Origin of the sequence: Novosphingobium subterraneum, from assembly GCF_000807925.1 — a bacterium.
In the GTDB taxonomy this organism is placed as follows: Bacteria; Pseudomonadota; Alphaproteobacteria; order Sphingomonadales; family Sphingomonadaceae; genus Novosphingobium; species Novosphingobium subterraneum.
Genome location: NZ_JRVC01000034.1, coordinates 23,996 through 45,228, shown reverse-complemented (window position 1 = coordinate 45,228; position 21,233 = coordinate 23,996). Strand labels below are relative to the sequence as shown.

Sequence of the window (21,233 nt, the reverse complement as noted above, 5' to 3'; positions counted from 1 at the left end):
CGTTGGAACTCAAGCACGGCTCGAATCTGCAGTTGGCGACGCCGAAGGGACCTGATCTCTATTAGATATCAGAAGCACAAGCGCTAGAGTGGCACCGAGAAATGCAAAAACCAACGGATGATTTTCAAGTTGGCTGAAAATCGACTTAATAATTACAAAGTTGATAATCGCGATTACAAGCGGAAAGATAACGGCCGTATCGCTGTCAAATTGGCGAAGAGAAACGCGTATTGCACGCAAGCTAGCGCCAATGAAAATCGCATAGAATACCACAAATCCAACAATGCCCAGCTCAAGTGCGATCCCGAGATAGTAACTATCGATCGTCAAGACCCCAGCCCCGTTCCGAAATCCAAGTGTTTCTGCGCCCTGTCCTATGCCGTGTCCCCAAGGACGCCCCAGTATTTTTGGTATGCCGGAAGCAATCTGGATCTTTCTGCTCTCGGTACTGGCAGACTGCGCACCGCCTCCCCAAATCAATGCCCGCAGTCGGCCGACAAAAAACGTCGACAAAATGAATGCAACAAAGATTACGGGATAGGCGAGGACTGTCGCAGGCCCGAACAGACTCTTGGTCGAACGCCGCCATCGTAAAGCCGCCCACGCAATAAGGTAAAGCATGAACGTCATAAAGAATCCGACCATACCCAAGCGCGAGTCAGTTCCTACAATAGTCGTCCAAATAAGAGGAAATGTTGCCAAGGCTGCAATACGCACAATGAAACGCCGGGTCGTCAAGGCAATGTGCAGAACAAAAGGCGTGGCATATGCCAAAAATTCGGCGAGTCCCAAGGGCGTGGTAAACTTGCTTTGGACGCGGTACAATTTGCTCGCAGCGCGCGATTTCGCCGACAGAATTCGCTCTACCGCCGGATCCTCGATCTTCAGAAAACTGGGGATGTGCCCTGCCCACGGTACTGACTGGAGGCGTTGCTCCCACAGCCCTATCACGCAGATACCGACTAGGATCATCCACAGAGCAAACGCGAGGAATGTGGCCCGACCGGGTTTCTGGAAAACCCACGCGGACACGAAGAATATCATTACCCAGTAGAGCATCGCCACGATAAATTTGCTCGTGGAGCCTGACGGATCTGATGAAAGTGGCACCGAAACAAGGGCTATCAAGGAGAATAGGACCACAAGACGCAATGTGATCGGTGAAGCCTTCAGCGGTCGGGCCATGTCCGCCCGGAAAGACGGTGATTGCGACAGAGATATCAGGAGAACAATGGCAAGTGGTACGGCCACGAGGCGGAGCGCTGTAAACCAGGGCAGGCCGGGAATCGCTACGGCGAGATAGTCTGGCCAACATAGCAGTGCGATCAGGAATGCAGCAAACAAACCCTCCAGCAAACGTTCAGGCGCTTGGCCAGTCTCCGGCAAGCACCAGATGATCAAAAGTGCAAGCACCACGAATGGCACCGACAACTGCATGAGAAAATAAGTCTGCGTCAGCGCAAAAATCGCGCCGTAAGCAAACGAGACCAATGCCAGCAATCCGAGCAAAAACAGTCGCCGGCGCGAGCGCCAACCAACTTGGTGATAAGCAGCAAGGGTCGGGCCGACGTACTGTCTACCTCGTGGCATGGACATCCCTAGGTGGCGCTTCCATCGAACATATCATCCTGAAGTCGCGCCGGGTTCCCGACAACCGTCGAGTTTGGTGCGACATCTCGAAGCACAACCGCTCCAGGCGCAACGTGACTGCCGTGGCCGATGCGCACCCCGGGAAAAATTATCGCCCGCGCTCCGATCGTGCAGTCATCCGCGATAACGGTGTCCAGATAGAGGCCGCGGGTCATGTCGTGCGTGAGAATCACTGCATGATGATCAATGATGCAGCGCTCACCGATGTGCACCCCGCGTGGCCACGTTCTATCGATCAAAGCCGATGTGGCGATCCATGCAGTGGGCGCGATATCCATTTTCCAGACACGGGTCTGCACAAAGCGCTGCAGGATTTGCTTCAGGGTTCTGGCGGGCGGGATCATACCCCTCGACTCCATCATGCAACTCCAATAATTGAGAAATGTCTGGCTGTGCAATGGCCGATGTCGAGGTGCCAAATGAGTGTATGGTCGTTGAACCGGTTACGCAAGGTGCGCTATCTGGTGACAGGTCTGCGGCGGCGATGGCTGACGCTACGCCACGGCGTTGTCATGGACAAATCCGTCAGCCTTTCTTTGTCTGCAACGATGATTTCAGGCGCAAGAGGCAGCATAGTCGTGGCCGAAGGATCGCTGATCGCCTTTAAGACCTTGCTCATAACGAAAACTATCTCCGGCGATGTCAGACCGATCCGGATCGGGAAGAATTGCTTCATCGGCGGCAGCTCGACCATCCTGCCCGGGGTTACGATCGGCGATGGCTCCATCGTAGGGGCCGGCGCAACGGTATTTGATGACGTCCCCGCAGGATGTGCTGTCGGCGGAAATCCAGCACGCATCCTGCGCAGTGATCTCAAACTCGGTCGTTTTGGACGCCTGCCCTATGCAGATGAAAACACCCGAAAGCTATACCGCCCTTAACCGCCATCTTGGCATCAGAGATTTACGTCTGAAGAGGACAGCGCACTCAGCCCCTGAAGCATCACGCGAAAATCGGCAATGCCGTCGCCATTGACGTCGCCCGCCAGCATCATGCCGCCACTTACCGCCTTCACCTGCAGTTCGCCCGCATGTTTTGTGAAGTTGCTGCTTCCGATCCAGGAAAATGCATCGTTCGTTGCCGACGAAGCAATTGCGTCAATGGCGCGCAAGTCAATGCGATCGTAACCTCTCGCAAAGTCTGTGATTACGGTCACATCGCTCCCCGACAAAGCATCGGCGCGGAAACGGAAGACATCGGCTCCGGCACCGCCGGTCAGAATATCGGATCCAGCTCCACCTTCGAGGATATCGTTGCCGGCTCCGCCGAACAGGACATCGCTGCCCTCGCCGCCGAAAAGCTGGTCATCCCCAAGTCCACCTTCCAAGCGATCATTTCCGGCATCGCCCCGTAACACGTCGGCACCGTCGTCACCGAAAAGCCGGTCGTTGCCATCTCCGCCCTGCAAAGTATCGTCGCCTGCCAGTCCTCGGAGGACATTGTCCATGCCGTTGCCGATGATACGGTTGGCAAGCTCGTTGCCAGCACCCTCAGTCGCCGTACCCGACAGCCGCAAGTTTTCCACGTTTGCGGTCAAGGTGTAATCGCTGAACGCGTTCACCGTGTCAGTCCCCTGGCCGGCCAGTTCGATGACGAGATCACCAGGACCCTTAACGATAAAGGTATCGTTTCCTTCACCGCCGGCGAGCTGGGCGTGAACTCCATTGCCAGTAAGGGTGTCATCGCCAGCGCCGCCAAATACAAAAGAGTTCAGGGTTGAGTCCGCGACGAGCTTGTCGGAAAGGCCTGTTCCCTGAACGGTAACACTTGTTGGCAATGCCAGAGCAGCAGTCAGAAAAGATCCCTCGTGACCGAAAAAGCCGAGAAAATTGGCAAGGCTGCCTCCGAATGCTTTCGGAATATCGTGCGACTTCAGCCACTGCGTAAGCGCAGCAGCACCGTCGTCCGTCGAGTATGCGATCGTCGTGTTTCCGGCGGGCAGAGCTGCATCGAGGTCCGAGACAAATCCGGTCACCACGTTGCCCTGCAATGAAAGTCCGGGCGAGTTCTGGACGCGAAGCCAGCTGGTCTGGTCGGCAAACCCGGCAACGATGTTATTAGTGATCGAACCGCCCTTGACGCCATCGGCGGTAATTCCGTTGTACAATCCGCCGATGACGGCGTTGTCGGAAATCGTCACGTTCAGAAATGGCAGGTTTCCAACTTCGTCGCGAAAGAAAATCCCCTGGCTCGCGTCGCCGTTTCCGCGTTCTATGACATTCCCGCTGACGACAATGTTGCTGGCTGAGGAAAGCGTGTTCTTTGTCCAGAACTGAATGGCATCGGCATGGTCATCAACCGCGGGATGGAAGTCCGTGAAAGCATTGCTGGTGATGGTGACATTCGAGTTCCCTCCCCCGCGGATACCGTCAGTACGGATGTCATGAAAAAGCGATTGCGTGACGGTGACGCCGCTATTGTCGAGCATCGAGATGCCAAAGCGCAGATCATGAAAATTGCTGTTTGTCACCGAGATTGACTGACTTCCCCGGATCATCAGCCCTGTGCTGACAGCCTCCGATCCCAGCGGCTGACCGCCGACGTCGAGCCGGGAAAATGCAATATTGGAGGAACTCATCACCGAGAATGGTGTTAGATTAGCGCCCCCGGTGATGGCAAAATGGAGATTGTCAAAAGCCAGATTGCTCGAGTTCGTCACCTTCAATCCGTTGAGCGCAACAGGCGCACTCGGGTCCGCGGACGTAATCGTCACGGTTCCTGTGGGGTTGATGCCCTTGATCGTTACCGACGAATAGTCGCCTGGCAGGAGCGAAATGACGTCTCCGGCTCGCGCTTTAGTAAGAGCCGCAACGAGCTGCGAGCTGGTTGAAACGGTGATGACTGACATTCTTTAACCCCGTGGAAGTGCTTATCCCCAAGCCCGGTTATCCGTTCGATTTGTTAAAAGGGCACTGGCTAGGCGTGGTTAACGTTGGCGCAGGGCTTTCGAGCGCGGCTCAAGGCGTCCAGATCGTCCCGATTATGCACGGCGCGAAATTGCATTCGCGCTCAGCCCGGAATTGCGCTAACTGCCGGTCCGGTTCACCGCGACAACCCAGAGAGCGCCATGGAAACAATCTTTGACTGGCTTACAGTCCTCATCTTCGCAGGCCTTGCCGTGCTTTACCTGCAGAGGTCGGCAGCCGAGGAGCCGAAAGATACGCCATGGCATTATCTCCCTCCTGCAACTGCCTGTGCCGCAGCCAATTATGCGGGCAACAGTGGTTATGTGCTTCTCGCGAGCGTCTTAATGCTTTCGACCCTGGTCTACCTCTATTACGTACTGAAGCCCCGGTTTAGGGCCTGAAGCTTTCTGCAAACCACTCTTCTGCTCAATACGGTGTTCGATCAATGCAGTCCAAATCCTGGTTTCAACGATTTTTCGGTTCCAAGTCGACGAAGAAATCAGGTCCGCGCGCTGCACCTAATATTCCAGCCGGCACCTTCAATCAAACTCGAGACACCGCGTCTTTCCCTCGTTTCAAGGGACTTTCGCGTGAAGAACGCCTGCGCTCGCCACGTGGCGCTGCGACGCGCACCTTGTTATCACGCGCGTTCACGCCTGCTCAGCCAGTTTCCGATCTAGGCCGATTCGCAGGCCGCACAAAGCTGCTCAACAGGATGATCAGTGCAGTCGAGGATCAGGGCATGCATCTCGTCGTCTTCGGCGACCGCGGGATAGGTAAGACCTCGCTCCTCCACGTGCTGGCCATCCTGGCGAAAGACGCCCGTTATCTGGTTCGCTACGCATCCTGCAGCGAGAGCAGCACGTTCGACAGCCTCTTTCGCGCGGTCGCGCGCGATGTTCCCCTGCTTTATCACGCCGGATACGACCCATCCTCGCTTGAAGTCGAGCGTGACCGCAGCCTGGGTGACATTCTGGGTGAAGACCCCGTGACACCCGCATCCCTGAGCGAAGAGCTTGTAAAGCTCACAGGCACTAAACTTTTGATCATTCTCGATGAATTCGACAGATCACCCGAGCAGGGATTTCGTGACAAGGTTGCAGAGCTGATCAAGAGCCTCTCTGATCGGTCGGCGCGCGTGCAACTAGTCATTGGCGGCGTTGCGCTTAATTTGTCGGAGCTTGTCGCACACGTTCCGTCCATCAGGCGCAATGTCCTCGGGATTGCGGTCGCGGGCATGGCGCCTGATGAGCTCGGCCAGATCATAGCAAAAGGCGAGACGATCGGTAACTTCAGCTTCGAGAACGCGACGCGCGACCTGCTCATTGAGATGAGCAATGGTTCACCTTATCTTGCCAACCTTCTTGGACAGTATTCGGCTCGCACCGCATTGGAGAACGACAGGCGAGTCATTTCAAGCCAGGACCTCCGAGTAGCAGTCGAACTGGTGCTTGATGACATGCATTCCCGCTTATCGCCCACGGCGCAGGCACAGCTGAACTGCCTGGAGGCAAAAATAAAGCCGACCTCGCTGTTTGCAGCCGGGCGGTTTGCGCAAAAGAACTTCGGCTTGCTGCCGGAAGACATGGTGAAAGAAATCATCGCGACGCTGGGAGCTGACTCTCGCCAATGGCAGGGGACTGATGGCCAGTTCCTCTTCTGTGACGACAGCATTCCGCAGATCTTGGCCCTAAAATATTGGCCAGACACGGGCATGGCGCCCTCAGACGTGACCACGGCGGCCCAAGACTAGAAGGGGAGACACCCGACGACTGAGGGGGCGACCCGTCACAACGTTGTTCGCGTTCGTCTCATCGATTCGACATACGCAGACCTTGCCCGACTACGACTCCCCAGTGCTGACAAAACGGCCCGCATATACTCGCAGCATGCTCTGACCGGCCACCTCGCCGAGCCCGATCCGCGCCAACCGTATGTGCCACAAAGCAAGGTTGTGTTGGCCAAACCAGAACGAAAAATCTAAGCTTAACGTGGCCGCGGCAGTATTGTTCCTTGCAAAAAATTCATCAACAAACACTCCCGTTTTGGGACGGTCGACGTGATTCCGTGTTGCGCTGCAGCGTGCTTAACACTACATTTACCAAACAAGCCAAGTGACTGGATTCGATGGCGGGTCCGGCTTTTCTTGCTGCTTTTTGTCAGGAGTTAAGCTATGAAGAAGGCATTCCTTACTGCGATTGTTTCCGCAGGGGCTCTTGCGTCTGCCCCGGTGTCTGCAGCAACCTGCACATCGACGGGCACCAACTCGTGCTTCATCAACTACACCGCTAACGTCGGGGGCACGTTCGGCAACACCGACCCTGCAGAGTATCCCGCCCACTTCAACGACGTGTTCACGTTCGTCACCAATTATGCGCGAAATGCGAGCGTCGTGATCGATTCGACTCGCGCAGGATTGAATCAGTCATACAACGTCAACTTTATCTCGAATGGGGTGAAGCTCAATTCCACCGTGATCCCGGCGACATCCACCGGCGTCACTGAGCAGCGGGCGTTGCTCAACTTCCGCATTCCGGCCGGCGCGCAGCAGATCCTCGTCACCGGGTCTTCACAGCCCAATGGTTTTTACAACGGCATCCTTTCGCTCTCTGGTGTACCCGAGCCGTCGACTTGGGCACTGATGATTCTTGGCATTGGCTTCGCGGGCGTCGCCCTTCGGCAACGCCGCCGTCAGGCCGCTACTCCTGCATTTGCCTGAGCAGTTGTGGAGATCTGAAAAGGGCTGCCCTTGGCAGCCCTTTTTTGCATGATGCTTCGGCGATCCAAACTTTGTTCAGCGCGCACTCAGTTGTTCTCTTGCAACCCAGGCGCGCAAGAAGTCCATGAGTTCGGCAGGGTCGGTCGTCGCGCCCACTGCAGGCGCTCCACGGAGTTCGTTAAGCGCCTTCTCTAGCTCGACCTCATCATCGGCCATTCTGACCAGCCCGCGCTGCACGAACGCCGCTGTTATTTCCTCCTGGTGATTGTCATAGTGTTCGCCAAGCTCGAACCGGCGAGGCACTACAATAACATGGCAAAAGTTCTGCAGAGCGGTGACGATCGATCCGGTTCCGCCATGACAGATCACGATCGACGCGCGCGCAAGAAGGCCCTTGATCTCGTCGAAAGTGAGCTCTTCCACTGCCAGGACGCCGCCCGGAACATCAACGGAGCCACCCTGACCAACTTGCAGGATCACCTCCTCATGAAGGAGGCCTTTTCTTTTCGCTTGCACCACGAGGTCTGAAAGGCGCGGAAAAGGCAATGTCGCTCCGACCGTCGCAAATACCAAAGCCTCCTTCTCCGGGCCTTGCCCCTCTATCATCTTTAGTGGGTTGAAAACTGCGGCACCGCCCCATTTTTGAGCCGCAACAGAAGACTGTGATACTCGAAGATGAGCGAGCGGCCCTGCCAACCTGGCAAAGGCACTCGGCGCATCGAAACGAGCGAAACTGTCAATCAAGACGATTCTGGAGCCGTGGAGCCTCGCCCACAACACAATGAAAACCTGAGATCCGGCGCCAGTCGTAACGACATAGTCTGGCCGGTGTCGGCGCACGATGCGTAAGGACGTCCAAATATTCTTGAATGCTGAACGCAGCATTTTCAAAGGTGAGCCGAGCCGCGCCTGGCCCAGAGCGAAGTGAGGGACAAACTCCACTGTCTCGTCGCGCGCTATCGAGCGACCAAGCGCGGTATCTTCAGTCACGAAGAAATGGTCGTATTCCGCCCAAAAAGGTTTCAAATCGAGTAGCTGCCGCACGTGCCCACCGCCCGAGGCAGCAAGACAGAATTTCGGGTCGCGTGCCATAGACAGCCTCGATTAAGAATTTGGCCCCGACCGGCGCATTCAAGCCAAATTAGGGAAATGGTGATTTGCCCCTATCTCAGAAAATTTCGATTGTGTAGAGAGTTCCTCCGTACTTCCCGCCCACAGAAGGCCAAATGGACTATGATAAGATTTACGCTGGTGATCTCTTGCCTGGCCCTTACCGCCTGCGGCGCCGAGAAGGAAAAAGCCCCCACCGGCCAAGTCGTAGCACGGATCGCTGGAGCGGAAATCACTGCTGCTGAACTCCGGCTTGAAACCCCCTCTTTGCCGGATGATCCTGTGGCCGTGCGAGAAATTCAGCAACAAGCGCTCGAAGGGCTGATTTCCCGCAAGATTCTTGCCGCTTATGCACAGTCAGAGGGAATGGACAAGACACCGGAAGCGGCCATGGTACTCAGCAGGGCTCGGGATTTGGCTCTCATGCAACTTGTCAGGAGCGCGCTATCAAAGAATGTGCCGAACGTCTCAGACGATGAGGTTGCCGCTTACGTCACAGCCCACCCTGCCAGCTTTGCGCAACGTAAACTTTTGACAGTCGACCAGTTCATTCTGCCGCCCGTGTCGACTTCGATCGCCAAGCAGTTGGCCGCATACCAAAGCTTGCAACAGGTAAAGGATCTGCTTGAACGATCAGGCATAAAGTATGTCCGGTCTGCCGCGATTATGGACACGCTCAGTCTCGAGCCCGAAGTTGCCGCTACAACAGCCGGACTGAAAGAGGGAGCGCTCCTGATGACACCCGGCGGAGATGGTGGATTCGTGATGTCACAGATCACAGCGATCCGCGCCGAACCTCTTGAGGATGCAGCCGCATTGCAAGCCGCGCGCTTTATCCTGACCAACCAGCGCAGCACCACGCAAGTCCGGAATGCGCTTAACACTATTGTAAAGCGCGAACGGGCCAAAGTGATGGTTAATCCCGCTTTCGTGACAAAAACGGGTCAAGCCACTACAGCTGAGCCTGGCCCCGCCAAGGGAGATGCACGCTGAGCCCCTTGCACATGAAAATCGGATTGCTCTGGCACTCGCTCGCCTCGGGGAACCTCGGCGTCGATGCCCTCACCCTTTCGAACATTGCCATAGTCCGTCAGGAATTGGAAAAACTGGGTCTTGACGCGCATTTGATCGTCATCGGCATGCGCGACAATCACGACGCTTCAACCTTGCGGAAAAACAGTGCTGACGTTTTCGTGGTCGACGGTCGAAGCATCATATCTCCCCGTGGATACTGGTCGCTTCTCGCGTCACTGGATGCGATTATCGATATTGGGGCTGGGGATAGCTTTGCGCAGATTTATGGGCCGAAACGTTTTGCCTATCTATGGGCAACTAAAGCCCTGGCTTACGTGCGCAAAGTGCCGCTTGTTCTTGCTCCACAAACGATAGGACCGTTCACCGGTACCATTTATCGCAAACTTGCAAAAGCAGTTATGAATCGCGCACGCTGTGTCGTCGCCCGAGATATTCAGAGCTTCGACGTAGCGCGCGAGATTGCGCCAAGTGCACGCGTTGTCCTGGCAACTGACGTGGCTTTTGAGCTCCCCTTCACCCGCGCTCCGACCACCAATGACTCCAAGCCTGTTCGCATAGGCTTGAATGCCTCTGGCCTGCTCTATCGACAAGCCGAAAGTGGAGAGAACAGGTTCGGCCTCTCCTACAATTACGCCGGCTTCATTCACGCTTTGCTTGAGACTTTCGCGACTGACCACAGCGTACAAATAGAATTGATCGCGCATGCAACGAGTCGGACCGACCCTGGCGATGACGATGGCGCTTTGGCCGACCGTCTCGCCGCAATGTATCCGTTTGCAAGACGTATCCCGGATTTCTCAGGCGCCGAGGCCGCAAAGTCGCACATCAGCGGGCTGGATGTGCTTGTGGCTGGCAGAATGCACGCCTGCATCGCAGCATTTTCGGCGGGCGTCCCGGTAGTACCCACAGCATATAGCCGCAAGTTCTCCGGGCTGTTCGGTTCTCTTGGCTATGACTGCATCCTGCCTGAAACCGGCTATAGCGTGGACGAGGCTTTGCAATTCGTTCTGGCACACATTCAAGAACGCGAACGACTAAAGGCGCAGATCGCGACAGCCAGGACAAATGTCGATGCTCGGCTTCAGACCTATCGAGGCGAATTGCAAAAGCTGCTCACGTCCGTGTCGAACGCACGCCGATGACAACCGACAACCGGCCTTGTTTAGTCACTGAGAACTCCGCACGGCTTACCGGCGGCAGCCTCAATCTGGTACTCTGCCCAACTGTTTCTCGGCCGACGCCGAGCACCTCGGCTTGGATTACCGGGCCTATCGATTCGACGCCTCAATCGAGCTGCGTCCCATGGGCCGCCAAGCGGACGAACCTCTGCAATCGCCTTACAAATGCAACTTTTGAGCCGTTAGGGCGATCGGGATCGCCTCGTTGCGTTCCAATTTGGGGCGCGCCGGACGTTGGCTCGCAACGTCATTGGCCCGGACCGAGGATTACGGTAACAAGCCGATCAAGATAGCTGAAAGTCTTGCCCAATGCGCCATCAATCTGTTTGCATTCTGTTGTCTCCGCTGGCGTGGACCTTTGTCCCTTCATGCGCCTCTGCGCAAGAAGCGACACAGGTTACGACTGTCAGTCTGACCAGCGCCCTTCGGGCAGAAAGCAACGTGGCCAAGGCGAACCCTGACCGCGCCTTGCAGCGTGGTCTCCAGCAGGCCGATCAACGCCTCACCGTCGGGGCTGAGCTAAGTCTCATTCGACCGCTAGGCCGGAACAGTCTCGAGCTTACCGCCTTTGCCGGATATGACTTCTACAATCGCAATGCGAGGCTGAACCGTGAGCGGATCGCGCTGGATGCCGACGCCGGACTATACTTTGGCAACTGCCAACTTCAATTGAATCCTCGCTTTGAGCGTCGCCAGAGCGACCTGGCGCAACTTGCTGTCCTGAATGTTCCCGGGATCGACAGCGTACGAAACACGCAGACCGTTCAGAATTATGAATCAAGCCTCCAGTGTGGGCGCGCAAACGGTTTGAAGATACTAGGGTCGGCTGGATACACCCAAGGAAACAACAGCAACTCGTTGCGCCGCTTCGCCAATTATCGCGGCCATCAGCTGCAGGCCGGAGTGTCTTATCAGAATCCCGTGCTGGGTGAATTCACGGCGACGCTCGGTCGTGACCGCATCACATATCCCGAACGGTCAGGCACGATCGGCCTGTCAGGCTACCGGATCGATCAGCTGAAGATTACAGGACGGCGAGAAATTGGCGCAATTCTGACTGCAAATGCGTCTCTGGCATACAGTAATCTCGACCCTGACGGTCCGGCGGGAGGAGGCTTCAAGGGTTTGACATGGACCGCGGGTCTTTCTGCCGTCCCCAGCACCGATCTTCGCGTAACTCTCGACTTCGCCAGATCGTTGAATCCGTCCTTGGGCGGCGAAGCGCTCTATAGCCGTGACACCAGCTACGCGCTTGCTGCGGAATACGCCCTGACGCCGCGCACATCGGTCTTTTCAGGCGTGACGCGCAATGACCGGCGTTTCGCCAATGCCAGGTCGACGCAAACGGTTCTCCTGACCAACGACCGGCTTGATCAATTGAATGCGGGCTTGCGCATGCAAGTCAATCGGCGCTTGAAACTGTCCCTCGAAGGAGGGCATGAACGCCGCAATGCGAACGGGACATTTCTCGATTACAGAAACACTTACGGCTTGCTTACAGCCTCCATCACGCTCGGGAATTTCTGACATGGACCACAAAAAGCTGATTGCGTCTGCCTTGGGCACAGTATTGCTGATCGCTGGGTCGGCAGTGGCACAAGTCGCCCCAGCTGCTTCGGGAAATACCCCTGCGAGCACGCTAAACCAAGGGTACCTGCTCGGTCCTGGCGATGTCATCGAGGTGAGCGTGCTCGGCCAGGCCGAATTCACCACTCGTCAGCCCGTCCAGGCCGACGGAACGGTCACCCTGCAATATATTCATGCAGTGAAGGCCTCGGGGTTGTCCGTGCTGCAATTTCGCGATCAGGTCGCCCGGCTCCTCAAGCAAGGGGGGTTCTACAATGATCCGGTCGTGATTGTCGGTGTGGCCCAGTACGCCAGCCGCTATGTTACTGTGCTCGGCGAGTTTGGCACACCCGGCATCCTTCCGGTAGACCGTCCTTACCGAGTCTCGGAAATCATTGCGCGCGCCGGCGGCGTCCGTGCAACTGCAGGGGACACCGTCATTGTGCGGCGGAGCAACGGCGATGAGCTTTCGCTGTCAATCTCCGCCGTCGCCAGCGGCGGGCCTCTGGAAGATCCGTACGTCAGTCCCGACGACAAGTTGTTCATTGCAACAGCGGCAAATTTCTACGTTTCGGGTCAGGTCGGTGCCCCTGGCGTCTACAAGCTCGAAAAGAACATGACCTATCGGATGGCGCTCGCCCGCGCCGGCGGTGTCACGGATCGCGGATCGATGGGCAAGGTTTCGGTCTATCGAAATGGGAAGAAAGTAAAAGTCGACCTCGATGCGCCAGTCGCTGCCGATGACTCAATCTTCATAGGCGAGCGGTTCTTCTGATGAGCATGCGCACCGGAGACAAAGCATGAGCCTGACACAATTTCTGCGTATCTTCTGGGCGCGCAGAGGGATCATCCTGATCGCTCTCGTGGCAAGCCTGTCTGCAGCGCTTTTGGCAGGACGCGTGCTACCTCCCCGCTACACTGCACAATCCCGCGTCCTCATGGACGTTGTGAAGCCTGATCCGGTTACCGGGGAGATGATCTCCTCGGCATTTGCTCGTGCCTATGTGAAGACTCAGATCGAGCTGATCCGTGACTATCGCATCGCCGGACGCGCTACCGACCTTCTGGGATGGGCGGACTCTCCTGAGCTTGCGGCACAGTATCGGGCACGCGATCCGAATGATACCAGGGACTTCCGCAGGTGGCTTGCGCAAAGGATAATGGACGGCACCTCTACTCAACTTGTCGAGGGGAGCAACGTTCTCGAAATCTCCTATTCATCGTCCAACCCCGAGATTGCAGCTCAGGTAGCCGATGCAATCAGGCGCGCCTACGTAGATCAAGCGATTGCGTTCAAACGGGAGGATGCTGCCAACAACGCCCGCTGGTTTCGTGGACAGGCAGACGAGATCAGGGGCCGTCTGACCCAGGCGGAATTGCGCCTCTCTAACTTCGAACGCACGAACGGTATTGTTCTGGACCAGGATTTGATCGATCAGGAAAGCAAGCGTCTCGCTGCCCTTTCCGCGGCAACGCCAATGCCAACCATGAATATGCCTGCTGTAGCTCCAGCCAATCCCATGGCAGGTCAAATCGCCGAGGCAAACGCAGCTATCGCTGCCGCCGAGAAATCTCTTGGGCCGAACAATCCACAATTGATCGACCTCAGACGGCGGCGTGACGCGCTAATTGCGGCAGGTGCCGCAGCAACACCCCGAGTCAGCGGCGGATCGTCAGGCCCTTCCCTGCAGGCGCTGGTGGGATCGCAACAGGCCAAGGTTCTCGCGCAACGTGGCCTCGTCGACGAGGCACGTCGTTTTGCGAGTGATGTCGCGGTCTTGCGTGAACAATATCAGAAGACGTCCGCACGAGCGGTTGATCTTGAGCAGCAGGCTCAAGCACTCGACAGCGGCCTTACTTTGCTCGGCAGTGCGACTACGCCAACCCAGCCGACGTTTCCCAACTGGCCATTGCTGATTTTCGGCTCTGCTGCGCTCGGTCTGGTCATGGGTGTGCTGGTTGCGCTTCTCGCAGAGCTGACGGCGCGTCGCGTACGTGGCGTCGAAGACATGCGTTTTGCCAATGTGCCGGTTCTGGGAACGATGTCGGGCGCTTCGGATACCGGGGGCGAACGCCCGACATGGAGAAAGATCTTGGGTGACATACGCATACTGCCGCTGAAATCTGCAGGGAGAGCGTAATGGCGACCATCGAGCAGTCAGAGACGACCGACCCTGACAAGAAGAGCAGCGAGAAGTTTGCATTCTCGCCCAGCGTCATTATTGCTTCACAACCGCAATCGGTGGCCGCCGAAGCGCTTCGCACGCTTCGCGGTGTGATTATGACCCAGCACGTTCAAGCCGGGCGCAGAGCTCTTGCCATCTGCAGCCCATCGGCAGGGACCGGCTGTACTTTCATCGCTGCAAATCTTGCTGTCGCCATGTCGCAAGCCGGAGTCAACACGCTTCTGATCGATGCCAACCTGCGCAACCCTGGCATGTCAGAGTACATCCGAGGGCCAAAATCCAACGTGGGTCTGGTCGAGCTCCTGCGAGACGAGACCCTACCGCTAAGTGAAGGCGTCCAGCTCGTCCAGGATAATCTGTCAGTGCTCCATGCGGGCAACGTGGACGATGACGGCATTCAAAACCTGGGAGGCCAGGCTTTTCAAAACCTGATTGGAACCTGCCTGCGTGAATATGATCTGACCGTGATCGACACGCCGGCAGCGAACCGGTTTTCGGACTGCCGCCGGATCGCGTCGGTGACCCGGTATGCCCTGGTCGTGGCCTGCCGCGAACGCAGTTATGTGAACGATGTGAAACAACTGGTGAATGAGTTGCAGTTCGAAAATACGGCTGTCATCGGCACCTTCCTAAATGACTTCTGAGGCTCGCGGCGCGATCGAAGGACAACGACCGGAACGCAGCACCAAGCTGCCTGTCTACCTTCCGCTCCTGGCCGGGCTGCTGGTGCTGGCCATTCCGACGATTGGCAATCTGGGTAGGCAGGTCTGGACAACCGACCTCGGCGCGCACGGCCCAATCGTGCTCACAACAGGTCTCTGGCTGCTTTATCACAACGGATTGCGATTAGACCGCACAGTTCTCGGCGGTTCATGGGTTCAAGCCATCTGGCCTTGCTTGCTCGGGTGGCCCTTGTATGTGTTTGGCCGCGCCTACGACTTCATCAGCATAGAAGTGGCAGGTTTTTACCTTGTATCGCTCGGATTCTTATGGCGCCTGGTGGGTTTTTCGGAACTGAAAAGGCATGCATTTCCGCTATTTTATCTGGGGTTTCTCATTCCACCGCCAGGCTGGATGTTAGACCGCGCTACTGCCCCCCTGCAAATGCTGGTTAGCGAACTCGGCATGAAGATTTCGACGCTCGCGGGTCTGCCGGTCGCACGCCAGGGTGTGACGCTCCAGGTGGCGCAATATCAGTTGCTCGTCGAGGATGCGTGCTCGGGAATGAATTCCCTTGTCGGCATGACAGCAGTGAGCCTGTTTTACATCTACCTTCTGCGGCGCGCATCCTGGCGCTATGCTGCATTGCTAGTATGCCTGATTGTACCGCTCGCCGTGGCCGTTAACGTTCTGCGAGTCGTCACCCTCATATTCATCACGTACTATCTAGGCGATGATGTTGCGCAAGGGTTCCTGCATGCAACGACAGGCGTCATCCTGTTCGGCTTGGGTCTTGTCCTCATATTTGGAGCAGACATGGTTTTCTGGCGCATACTCAACCGATCTGCGAAATGATTGACCGGCGCAATCTTCTCGCCGGTCTGGCGTGCGCGGGATCCTTGGGATTGGCAGAGGCTCTGCGGCCGCGTCGTACGTTGGCCTTTGTCCCAGCAGACGCAGAGCTCGGAACCTTGATTCCCTCTGACGTTGCTCCCTGGATCGCTGGCGAGGGAGGAGAAATTGTCATTCCGCGAGTCGAAGGCTCCCTGGCAAGCCGCCTCTATTCACAGCAAGTCGCGCGGTTCTACCGGGATCCTGCAGCAACTTTGCCAAGCGTGATGCTACTCGCGGCGTACGGCAAGGCACAAAGCGATGTTCTGCAGCTGCATCGCCCCGAAGTATGCTATCCGGCCATCGGCTTTGAGATCGTCGACAGGTGGTTCGTCGACCTCGACGCCGGGCGAGGCCGCAAGGTTCCGGCTGTTGCTTTGACTGCACGGACAGGCGCGCGCACGGAAGACATCGTTTACTGGACAAGGGTTGGTCTGGATCTACCCCGAACGACAGCTGAGCAGCGTTCTGGCCGCCTCAAGGCTGCATTTGCAGGATATATCGGTGACGGGCTCTTGGTCCGCGCATCGGCCGTGCGCAATGCACAAGTGCCGCTCCACCGCACCGTGATCCGTTTCCACGAGACGCTACTTAACAATCTTGCCGATGCGTCGCGCCTCGCAATGATCGGGCCCGAGCCCAAATCCAGCTGACGCTCGCCACGCTCGCGACATCTTCTCAGATGCGGAAGAAGCACTCGATTAGATTCCTAAGATCGACCTTCTTGCGACGCATCACCGCAAAATGGCCGTGGAACTACATGATGGAGAGGGCGACGAAACCTGCAGCGATAACCAGGCCCCACGAAGCCAACGCCAGCAGAGCGATAATCCCAAGCTTAGGCGGCGACTTCGTTGCAGCTTCACCGTTGTAATGTTGCGCCAACATCATCTGAAGATCGCGGGCCATCCAGCCGTCGCGCTGGGCCCGGGTTGCCCCGTGTTCGCCCGAGATATCGATCACGGAAACCGGTTCGACCCTGGATCTGGCCGCCCTGGAAGCGACCGCATCGTGAAAAGGCATTCCGGGCGTTCTAGCGGGTGCACTCTTGGCCATAGAGAATTCCTTCTGATCACCCATCCGGACGAACCGTGCAAAGAATGAGCCAAAAAAGACAACAAACAGTTAACACCGAGGTTCGGAGTTGCCTTGAAGAAGTGGCAAGTGGTATCCCCATCCCCAGCTGCCGGAACATGGGATCGAATGACAGGATCCCATTTTCAAGCCATAGACATATTACGCAGTCGACCAGCTTCAGGTACAGATGCGGCTGAAGGCGGCGTTGCCGTTTTCAAACCATTGATGGCAAAACGCCGCTTTTGAATTGAGCTTGTGGGGACAGCGGCCAGGAAGTTTCGCACGCGGCGGCCTCGCAGATGGCGGTACTGTCACAGCCCTTGTCAACCAGCAGCGTGGTGCCTCAGGCATAGCATCAAGCAGTGCCTGGCTTCTGGCCGCGAGACTCTCCCGCCCCGGCGGTCGGCTAGCGGCGACTGTCTTGCACAGCCAATCATCCTGCGTGAGAAGCACCTGACAGGGTCAAGACCCAGAAATCGGGCGGAGCTCCAATGCGAAGCGGCAATGAACTCGTCGACAATCCGGAAGTCACGATGATATGCTTGTCGCCGATGCGAATTGACCCGCATCGAAGTTTATTCCCAAATATCTGCGACACCCGGACTGGCGCCCCAATCAGCGGCAGGACAATCTGACCGCAATGAGTATGCCCGGCCAGCAAGACCGCAGGGCCTTGAGGCAACCATTTCAAGATATCCGGCGAATGGGCAAGGTAGACAATTGCTCCATCCGTTTTTGCCCTCAACCGCCGCACCGCAGCGAGGGTCCCTCCAAGACGAGCATGTCCTGATACACTGTCGCCTGACCCGGCCAGGATCAAAGGGCCGCGACGCACTGCTCCATTATCCACCAAGGTAACACCTGACTGTTCCAGCTGATTCCGGAGCAGTAAAGTGTTGCTTCCATGATCGTGGTTTCCAAGCACCGCTACAGTGCCGTAGCGCGAACGTAACCGCTTCATCTGCGCCGCAACTTCGATGATGTCCGCAGAGTCCGCAGCCCAATCGGTGAGAAAATCGCCGGCGACCAGAACGACATCTGGTTGGACCGCATTGATGCGGTCGATAATGCGCGAAAGCCTTTTGGCGGTCATGTCAATACCGCCGAGGTGAATATCAGCCAGCAGCACGGCGCGAACAGGCCGCCGACGCGCAGGCCACTCTGGCAACTCCAAGGTGGCCTCGCGCATGAGCGGAGGCTGTATTGCTTGCGACACTCCAAGGGCGCTCGAGCCCAGGACCAGCACGGCCAAGGTAATCCTTAACCACCGACACCTGCGTTCGGACGTTTTCCCGACGATCGTCCACATTGTCCTGCGCCTGTGAGGCCCGTCACGCAAAGTTTCTTCCTGACCTGTATTCTGGGTTGATAATGCGTCGGACGGATCAAAATCAAACGAGGAAAATCCTTAACCGATTTGAATTTAAAGGTGTAACGTTCTGTCAAGCCGACTCTGGGCAGTATGGCGTTGCTGGGATTTGAGGAGCTTGAAACTCGTGCCTTCATTTGCGCCTTTTCGGCAATCTCTCAGTCTGCTTCGCGGGCGCCGCCTGATGGGCATCGCGATGGCCATGCTGGTCGGGCTGGCCGGAACCGCTGCGCTTCAGCGGAGCATCGCCGGTGCGGGCGTCCAGGCCACGGCATCCAGCAGCGGTCCTGCAGGACTTAGCGCCCTCGAACTGTTCGCACAAAGATCGCCTGGCCAACGCTTGGCAGCAGAACTGGCGAAGGGCAAGGCGCTGGCACAGGTCGCAATCGGCAAGAACGTCGATCCCGCCTCATCCCCGGCCAGCCCGAACGAACGTGCGCTGGGCAAGATATTTTCGCCCGAGGACCTTGTTGACGATCCCGCTATTGGAGCTCAGGACGGGCTTGGCAGTGCTGCACCTCTATCCTTGCCTGCTGCTCTTGCGGCGGTGACGCCAGGTCCTGCGGGTTTCAACGGCGTTGGCCCGTTGCCGGGCAGCCTTCCGGGCAGCGTGATAACCCCTCCTGGACAAGGTGTCCTCCCTCCCGGAGGGGGTTCCGTTGTCCCGGAGCCTGCAACATGGTTCATCATGATCATCGGGCTCGGCCTCACCGGAATCGTTTTGCGCAAGCGACATCGTTTGGAACTTATCGCTTGCTCAGACTGACTGGCTGCATTCTGAAATCAATCGTTCTGGCCTTTTTCCTGCTGATCGCGGCGTGCAGGAATGAGAGCGATACCGCATGGCAGGACGCGTCACGTTCCGCCATGACGCCTCCAACGGCAATATCCCGGTCGTTGCATGAACCACGAATCTTCTTAACACCGCAACAAGCGCGTCAGTTGTCCTCTCGGGATGGTTGGCCCGCGATGGTGTCCTCGTTGTTGGAAGTTCCCGCCGCGATGGCCTATGGCGAATACCGCTGGCAGGATGTCCTGCATTCCTCGCCCGGTGGCTCAGGGGCAGTCATGGTCCGCGTCGATCTCGATCGGCAGATCATATCGGTGTTCAGGGGCGGCGAGGAGATTGGCACGGCTGTCATTCTGCATGGCGTAGATGAATATCCAACGCCTCGAGGCTCCTTTCCCGTGATCGCCATGATGCGCGATCACGTGTCGGCAACCTACGACTCCGCCCCGATGCCGTTTACCCTTCGGCTGACGGACGACGGCGTCTCCATTCATGGAAGCGACGTGCAGGCCGGCTTGGGAACGCATGGATGCATCGGCATTCCTTCCGAATTTGCCAAAAGATTGTTTGCAGTGATCCATGTGGGCGATGTGGTCCACATCGTGTAGCATACCAGATGCGTAAGGCATATGCCGGTGGCGAGGTGGTCTCCGGGCACTTTTCGTGACCAGTGGCAAGCTCCGGAAATGCTTGATGCGCTCGGACAGCACTCGAACAGGTTGCGTAGACGACCGAGCCAATCCGAAGACGGTCAGCGCTGCTTGCGATTGGAGCGCGACGGGTTCCATGTCTCGGTCTCCGTGCCCCTTTCTTACCCGTCGCACTTTGCTGGAGGACGCGGCCCCAGGCGAGCCCAGCAACACAATCTGCCTTCGAAAGTCGCGGGAACAGCAGCCAGAGCCGATTTCGCACTCCGGCTTGGCGCCAGCGAACAAACCGATTGCAACACGTCGTTGAGGAGCCATGGCGCCGGGGCCCATCCGGCCGTAAAGAAGCAGGCCGAAGCCGGGCGGCAATTCCGTTCAGAAACCGACGATGATCTACACCGGGAATCCTGCGCGGCTTGTTTGGCAGAGAAAGCTCGATGATCGGATATCCTCTGTCCGTCAACGCAGACCATCACCTCCATGGCCTTGGCCAGCTTTAATCACGCCAGCCAGGAAACCTTAAGCCGGTTTACGAGTCGCCGCCGGGATCGCACACTCCCGAGCCAGATGACATTTCCCAAGGCGCGCCGGAATTTCATCGCGAGCGCCTGCGCTTGCTGGCGCGCTGCCAGGTCTACGCGATGATCGATCAGCCTCGCAGGTATTGCTAGAAAGTTAACCAAGTCGCGAAAGTGCTGGTCAATCCACCTTTGCCACGATGCCTCCATTGGAGGCGATTGTGTTCTTTATAAAAAAACTCTCAAGTACCTGCTCCGCTCTCGTACTTGCCATCCTTCCGGCAGCGGCCGGTGGTTCGCCGTTTAACGATGACTTTGCGCAAGAAGTGCTGGCAGCGCATAATCGCGAGCGTTCGACCCTTGGCGTACCGAGTCTGGTCTGGAACAGGGAGCTGGCGGACGGTGCCCAAAAGTGGGCACAGCATCTTGCCGACACAGGGCGCTTCGAACATTCTCCAAATGTCCAAGGTGAGCCAGCACTTGGCGAGAACATCTGGGGCGGCACTCCGGGCGCTTTCCGGCCTGAGTCCATGGTCGCATTATGGATTGCGGAAAAGCGCAACTACAAGCCTGGTGTATTCCCGAACAATAGCGAGACAGGCAATGTAAGGGACGTCGCGCACTACACGCAGGTAGTTTGGCGCCGCACTTTGCAAGTCGGCTGCGGTCGTGCAGCAAGCCGGGGCGAGGAAATCATGGTCTGTCGCTACAGCCGACCAGGCAACGTCATCGGAACCTCTCCCGTTTGATGTGTGAACACGCAGTTTCCTGGCGTTTCGCTCACGCGGTTCAAGGGATGATTGCGCGATTTGGCTGACGGAAATCCCGTTAGCAATGCGCTTTACCAGTACGGCTGCTCACAATTAGCTGAGACCGTGGAATTGCCCGCCGTGCCATTGAGAAGTCTTCACTAGGCGTTGACAGGCCGGCC

Annotated in this window: 21 protein-coding genes and 1 pseudogene; 15 read left to right on the top strand and 7 right to left on the bottom strand. The window is 57.1% G+C overall.

All coding sequences use genetic code 11. From position 1 onward, the window contains the following. Window positions 1-9 precede the first annotated feature (9 nt). Entirely contained in the window at window positions 10-1,509 is a 1,500-nt protein-coding gene (locus NJ75_RS22100; RefSeq protein WP_169745763.1) for an O-antigen ligase family protein, read from the bottom strand. 89 nt (window positions 1,510-1,598) lie between these two features. Next, window positions 1,599-1,994 carry an acyltransferase gene (locus NJ75_RS22095; RefSeq protein ID WP_039338434.1) on the bottom strand — a complete coding sequence of 132 codons (396 nt, stop codon included), beginning with the start codon at window positions 1,992-1,994 and terminating at the stop codon, window positions 1,599-1,601. A gap of 75 nt (window positions 1,995-2,069) precedes the next feature. Between NJ75_RS22095 and NJ75_RS25395 the strand changes: the two genes are divergently transcribed. Beyond that, window positions 2,070-2,531: a DapH/DapD/GlmU-related protein gene (locus NJ75_RS25395; RefSeq protein ID WP_039338368.1), complete on the top strand. Its 462-nt coding sequence runs from the start codon at window positions 2,070-2,072 to the stop codon at window positions 2,529-2,531. 14 nt (window positions 2,532-2,545) lie between these two features. Here the strand turns inward: NJ75_RS25395 and NJ75_RS24935 are convergent, their stop codons facing one another. Further along, entirely contained in the window at window positions 2,546-4,498 is a 1,953-nt protein-coding gene (locus tag NJ75_RS24935) for a right-handed parallel beta-helix repeat-containing protein (protein WP_052242763.1), read from the bottom strand. A 219-nt stretch (window positions 4,499-4,717) separates the two neighbouring features. Here NJ75_RS24935 and NJ75_RS25390 point away from each other — a divergent pair, with 219 nt between their 5' ends. From NJ75_RS25390 to NJ75_RS23590, 3 genes are all read left to right on the top strand, one after another. Beyond that, window positions 4,718-4,957: an XrtV sorting system accessory protein gene (locus NJ75_RS25390; protein WP_039338367.1), complete on the top strand. Its 240-nt coding sequence runs from the start codon at window positions 4,718-4,720 to the stop codon at window positions 4,955-4,957. Window positions 4,958-5,001: 44 nt separating this feature from the next. Then, window positions 5,002-6,309, top strand: a complete 1,308-nt coding sequence (locus tag NJ75_RS22070; RefSeq protein ID WP_082013534.1) for an ATP-binding protein — start codon at window positions 5,002-5,004, stop codon at window positions 6,307-6,309. A 420-nt stretch (window positions 6,310-6,729) separates the two neighbouring features. After that, entirely contained in the window at window positions 6,730-7,275 is a 546-nt protein-coding gene (locus NJ75_RS23590) for an FxDxF family PEP-CTERM protein (protein WP_052242761.1), read from the top strand. 75 nt (window positions 7,276-7,350) lie between these two features. Here the strand turns inward: NJ75_RS23590 and welK are convergent, their stop codons facing one another. Next, window positions 7,351-8,367: a beta-1,4-glucuronosyltransferase WelK gene (welK, locus tag NJ75_RS22060; protein WP_039338366.1), complete on the bottom strand. Its 1,017-nt coding sequence runs from the start codon at window positions 8,365-8,367 to the stop codon at window positions 7,351-7,353. A gap of 141 nt (window positions 8,368-8,508) precedes the next feature. On the opposite strand from welK, the gene NJ75_RS22055 reads away from it, so the two are divergent. The 8 genes from NJ75_RS22055 to epsI all read left to right on the top strand — a co-directional run bounded on the left by NJ75_RS22055 (window position 8,509) and on the right by epsI (window position 16,554). Then, window positions 8,509-9,378 (top strand): hypothetical protein, encoded by an 870-nt coding sequence (locus NJ75_RS22055; RefSeq protein ID WP_039338365.1) that lies wholly within the window; start codon window positions 8,509-8,511, stop codon window positions 9,376-9,378. Window positions 9,379-9,389: 11 nt separating this feature from the next. Continuing rightward, complete coding sequence (locus NJ75_RS22050; RefSeq protein ID WP_052242760.1) at window positions 9,390-10,562, top strand: polysaccharide pyruvyl transferase family protein; 1,173 nt, start codon at window positions 9,390-9,392, stop codon at window positions 10,560-10,562. A gap of 372 nt (window positions 10,563-10,934) precedes the next feature. Continuing rightward, a complete protein-coding gene (locus NJ75_RS22045) occupies window positions 10,935-12,125 on the top strand; it encodes a porin (RefSeq protein WP_169804136.1) in 1,191 nt (396 codons plus the stop codon). Window position 12,126: 1 nt separating this feature from the next. Beyond that, window positions 12,127-12,939: an SLBB domain-containing protein gene (locus NJ75_RS22040; RefSeq protein WP_039338361.1), complete on the top strand. Its 813-nt coding sequence runs from the start codon at window positions 12,127-12,129 to the stop codon at window positions 12,937-12,939. Between the two features lie 25 nt (window positions 12,940-12,964). Then, window positions 12,965-14,305 (top strand): hypothetical protein, encoded by a 1,341-nt coding sequence (locus tag NJ75_RS22035; RefSeq protein ID WP_052242759.1) that lies wholly within the window; start codon window positions 12,965-12,967, stop codon window positions 14,303-14,305. Next, window positions 14,305-14,994, top strand: a complete 690-nt coding sequence (locus tag NJ75_RS22030) for a CpsD/CapB family tyrosine-protein kinase (protein ID WP_052242758.1) — start codon at window positions 14,305-14,307, stop codon at window positions 14,992-14,994. Before NJ75_RS22035 ends, NJ75_RS22030 begins: the two co-directional genes overlap by 1 nt. After that, complete coding sequence (xrt, locus tag NJ75_RS22025; RefSeq protein ID WP_082013532.1) at window positions 14,984-15,865, top strand: exosortase; 882 nt, start codon at window positions 14,984-14,986, stop codon at window positions 15,863-15,865. Before NJ75_RS22030 ends, xrt begins: the two co-directional genes overlap by 11 nt. Next, complete coding sequence (epsI, locus tag NJ75_RS22020) at window positions 15,862-16,554, top strand: exosortase-associated protein EpsI, V-type (protein WP_082013531.1); 693 nt, start codon at window positions 15,862-15,864, stop codon at window positions 16,552-16,554. The genes xrt and epsI overlap by 4 nt, the downstream gene beginning before the upstream one ends. Before the next feature lie 103 nt (window positions 16,555-16,657). On the opposite strand, the gene NJ75_RS22015 is transcribed toward epsI, so the two are convergent. Both NJ75_RS22015 and NJ75_RS22010 read right to left on the bottom strand, forming a co-directional pair. Continuing rightward, a complete protein-coding gene (locus NJ75_RS22015; RefSeq protein WP_039338359.1) occupies window positions 16,658-16,981 on the bottom strand; it encodes a hypothetical protein in 324 nt (107 codons plus the stop codon). A 430-nt stretch (window positions 16,982-17,411) separates the two neighbouring features. Then, window positions 17,412-18,107: a metallophosphoesterase gene (locus NJ75_RS22010; protein ID WP_169804137.1), complete on the bottom strand. Its 696-nt coding sequence runs from the start codon at window positions 18,105-18,107 to the stop codon at window positions 17,412-17,414. A gap of 424 nt (window positions 18,108-18,531) precedes the next feature. On the opposite strand from NJ75_RS22010, the gene NJ75_RS22005 reads away from it, so the two are divergent. Further along, complete coding sequence (locus tag NJ75_RS22005) at window positions 18,532-19,113, top strand: PEPxxWA-CTERM sorting domain-containing protein (RefSeq protein ID WP_039338356.1); 582 nt, start codon at window positions 18,532-18,534, stop codon at window positions 19,111-19,113. Next, window positions 19,101-19,745, top strand: coding sequence for a L,D-transpeptidase family protein (locus NJ75_RS24040; RefSeq protein ID WP_236727228.1), 645 nt, complete (start codon window positions 19,101-19,103; stop codon window positions 19,743-19,745). The genes NJ75_RS22005 and NJ75_RS24040 overlap by 13 nt, the downstream gene beginning before the upstream one ends. Window positions 19,746-20,043: 298 nt before the next feature. Here the strand turns inward: NJ75_RS24040 and NJ75_RS25465 are convergent. After that, window positions 20,044-20,247, bottom strand: a pseudogene (locus tag NJ75_RS25465) (transposase); the annotation flags it as partial. A gap of 264 nt (window positions 20,248-20,511) precedes the next feature. Between NJ75_RS25465 and NJ75_RS24030 the strand changes: the two are divergent. After that, a complete protein-coding gene (locus tag NJ75_RS24030; protein ID WP_197423828.1) occupies window positions 20,512-21,051 on the top strand; it encodes a CAP family protein in 540 nt (179 codons plus the stop codon). The last annotated feature ends 182 nt before the right edge of the window (window positions 21,052-21,233 follow it).

Coding starts and splice junctions, on each gene's coding strand:
- NJ75_RS22050 (WP_052242760.1), top strand. CDS start 9,390: ATGAAAATCGGATTGCTCTGGCACTCGCTCGCCTCGGGGAACCTCGGC.
- xrt (WP_082013532.1), top strand. CDS start 14,984: ATGACTTCTGAGGCTCGCGGCGCGATCGAAGGACAACGACCGGAACGC.
- NJ75_RS25395 (WP_039338368.1), top strand. CDS start 2,070: ATGAGTGTATGGTCGTTGAACCGGTTACGCAAGGTGCGCTATCTGGTG.
- NJ75_RS22035 (WP_052242759.1), top strand. CDS start 12,965: ATGAGCCTGACACAATTTCTGCGTATCTTCTGGGCGCGCAGAGGGATC.
- NJ75_RS22005 (WP_039338356.1), top strand. CDS start 18,532: ATGGGCATCGCGATGGCCATGCTGGTCGGGCTGGCCGGAACCGCTGCG.
- NJ75_RS24935 (WP_052242763.1), bottom strand. CDS start 4,498: ATGTCAGTCATCACCGTTTCAACCAGCTCGCAGCTCGTTGCGGCTCTT.
- NJ75_RS22040 (WP_039338361.1), top strand. CDS start 12,127: ATGGACCACAAAAAGCTGATTGCGTCTGCCTTGGGCACAGTATTGCTG.
- epsI (WP_082013531.1), top strand. CDS start 15,862: ATGATTGACCGGCGCAATCTTCTCGCCGGTCTGGCGTGCGCGGGATCC.
- NJ75_RS23590 (WP_052242761.1), top strand. CDS start 6,730: ATGAAGAAGGCATTCCTTACTGCGATTGTTTCCGCAGGGGCTCTTGCG.
- welK (WP_039338366.1), bottom strand. CDS start 8,367: ATGGCACGCGACCCGAAATTCTGTCTTGCTGCCTCGGGCGGTGGGCAC.
- NJ75_RS22015 (WP_039338359.1), bottom strand. CDS start 16,981: ATGGGTGATCAGAAGGAATTCTCTATGGCCAAGAGTGCACCCGCTAGA.
- NJ75_RS22055 (WP_039338365.1), top strand. CDS start 8,509: ATGATAAGATTTACGCTGGTGATCTCTTGCCTGGCCCTTACCGCCTGC.
- NJ75_RS22030 (WP_052242758.1), top strand. CDS start 14,305: ATGGCGACCATCGAGCAGTCAGAGACGACCGACCCTGACAAGAAGAGC.
- NJ75_RS22095 (WP_039338434.1), bottom strand. CDS start 1,994: ATGATCCCGCCCGCCAGAACCCTGAAGCAAATCCTGCAGCGCTTTGTG.
- NJ75_RS22070 (WP_082013534.1), top strand. CDS start 5,002: ATGCAGTCCAAATCCTGGTTTCAACGATTTTTCGGTTCCAAGTCGACG.
- NJ75_RS25390 (WP_039338367.1), top strand. CDS start 4,718: ATGGAAACAATCTTTGACTGGCTTACAGTCCTCATCTTCGCAGGCCTT.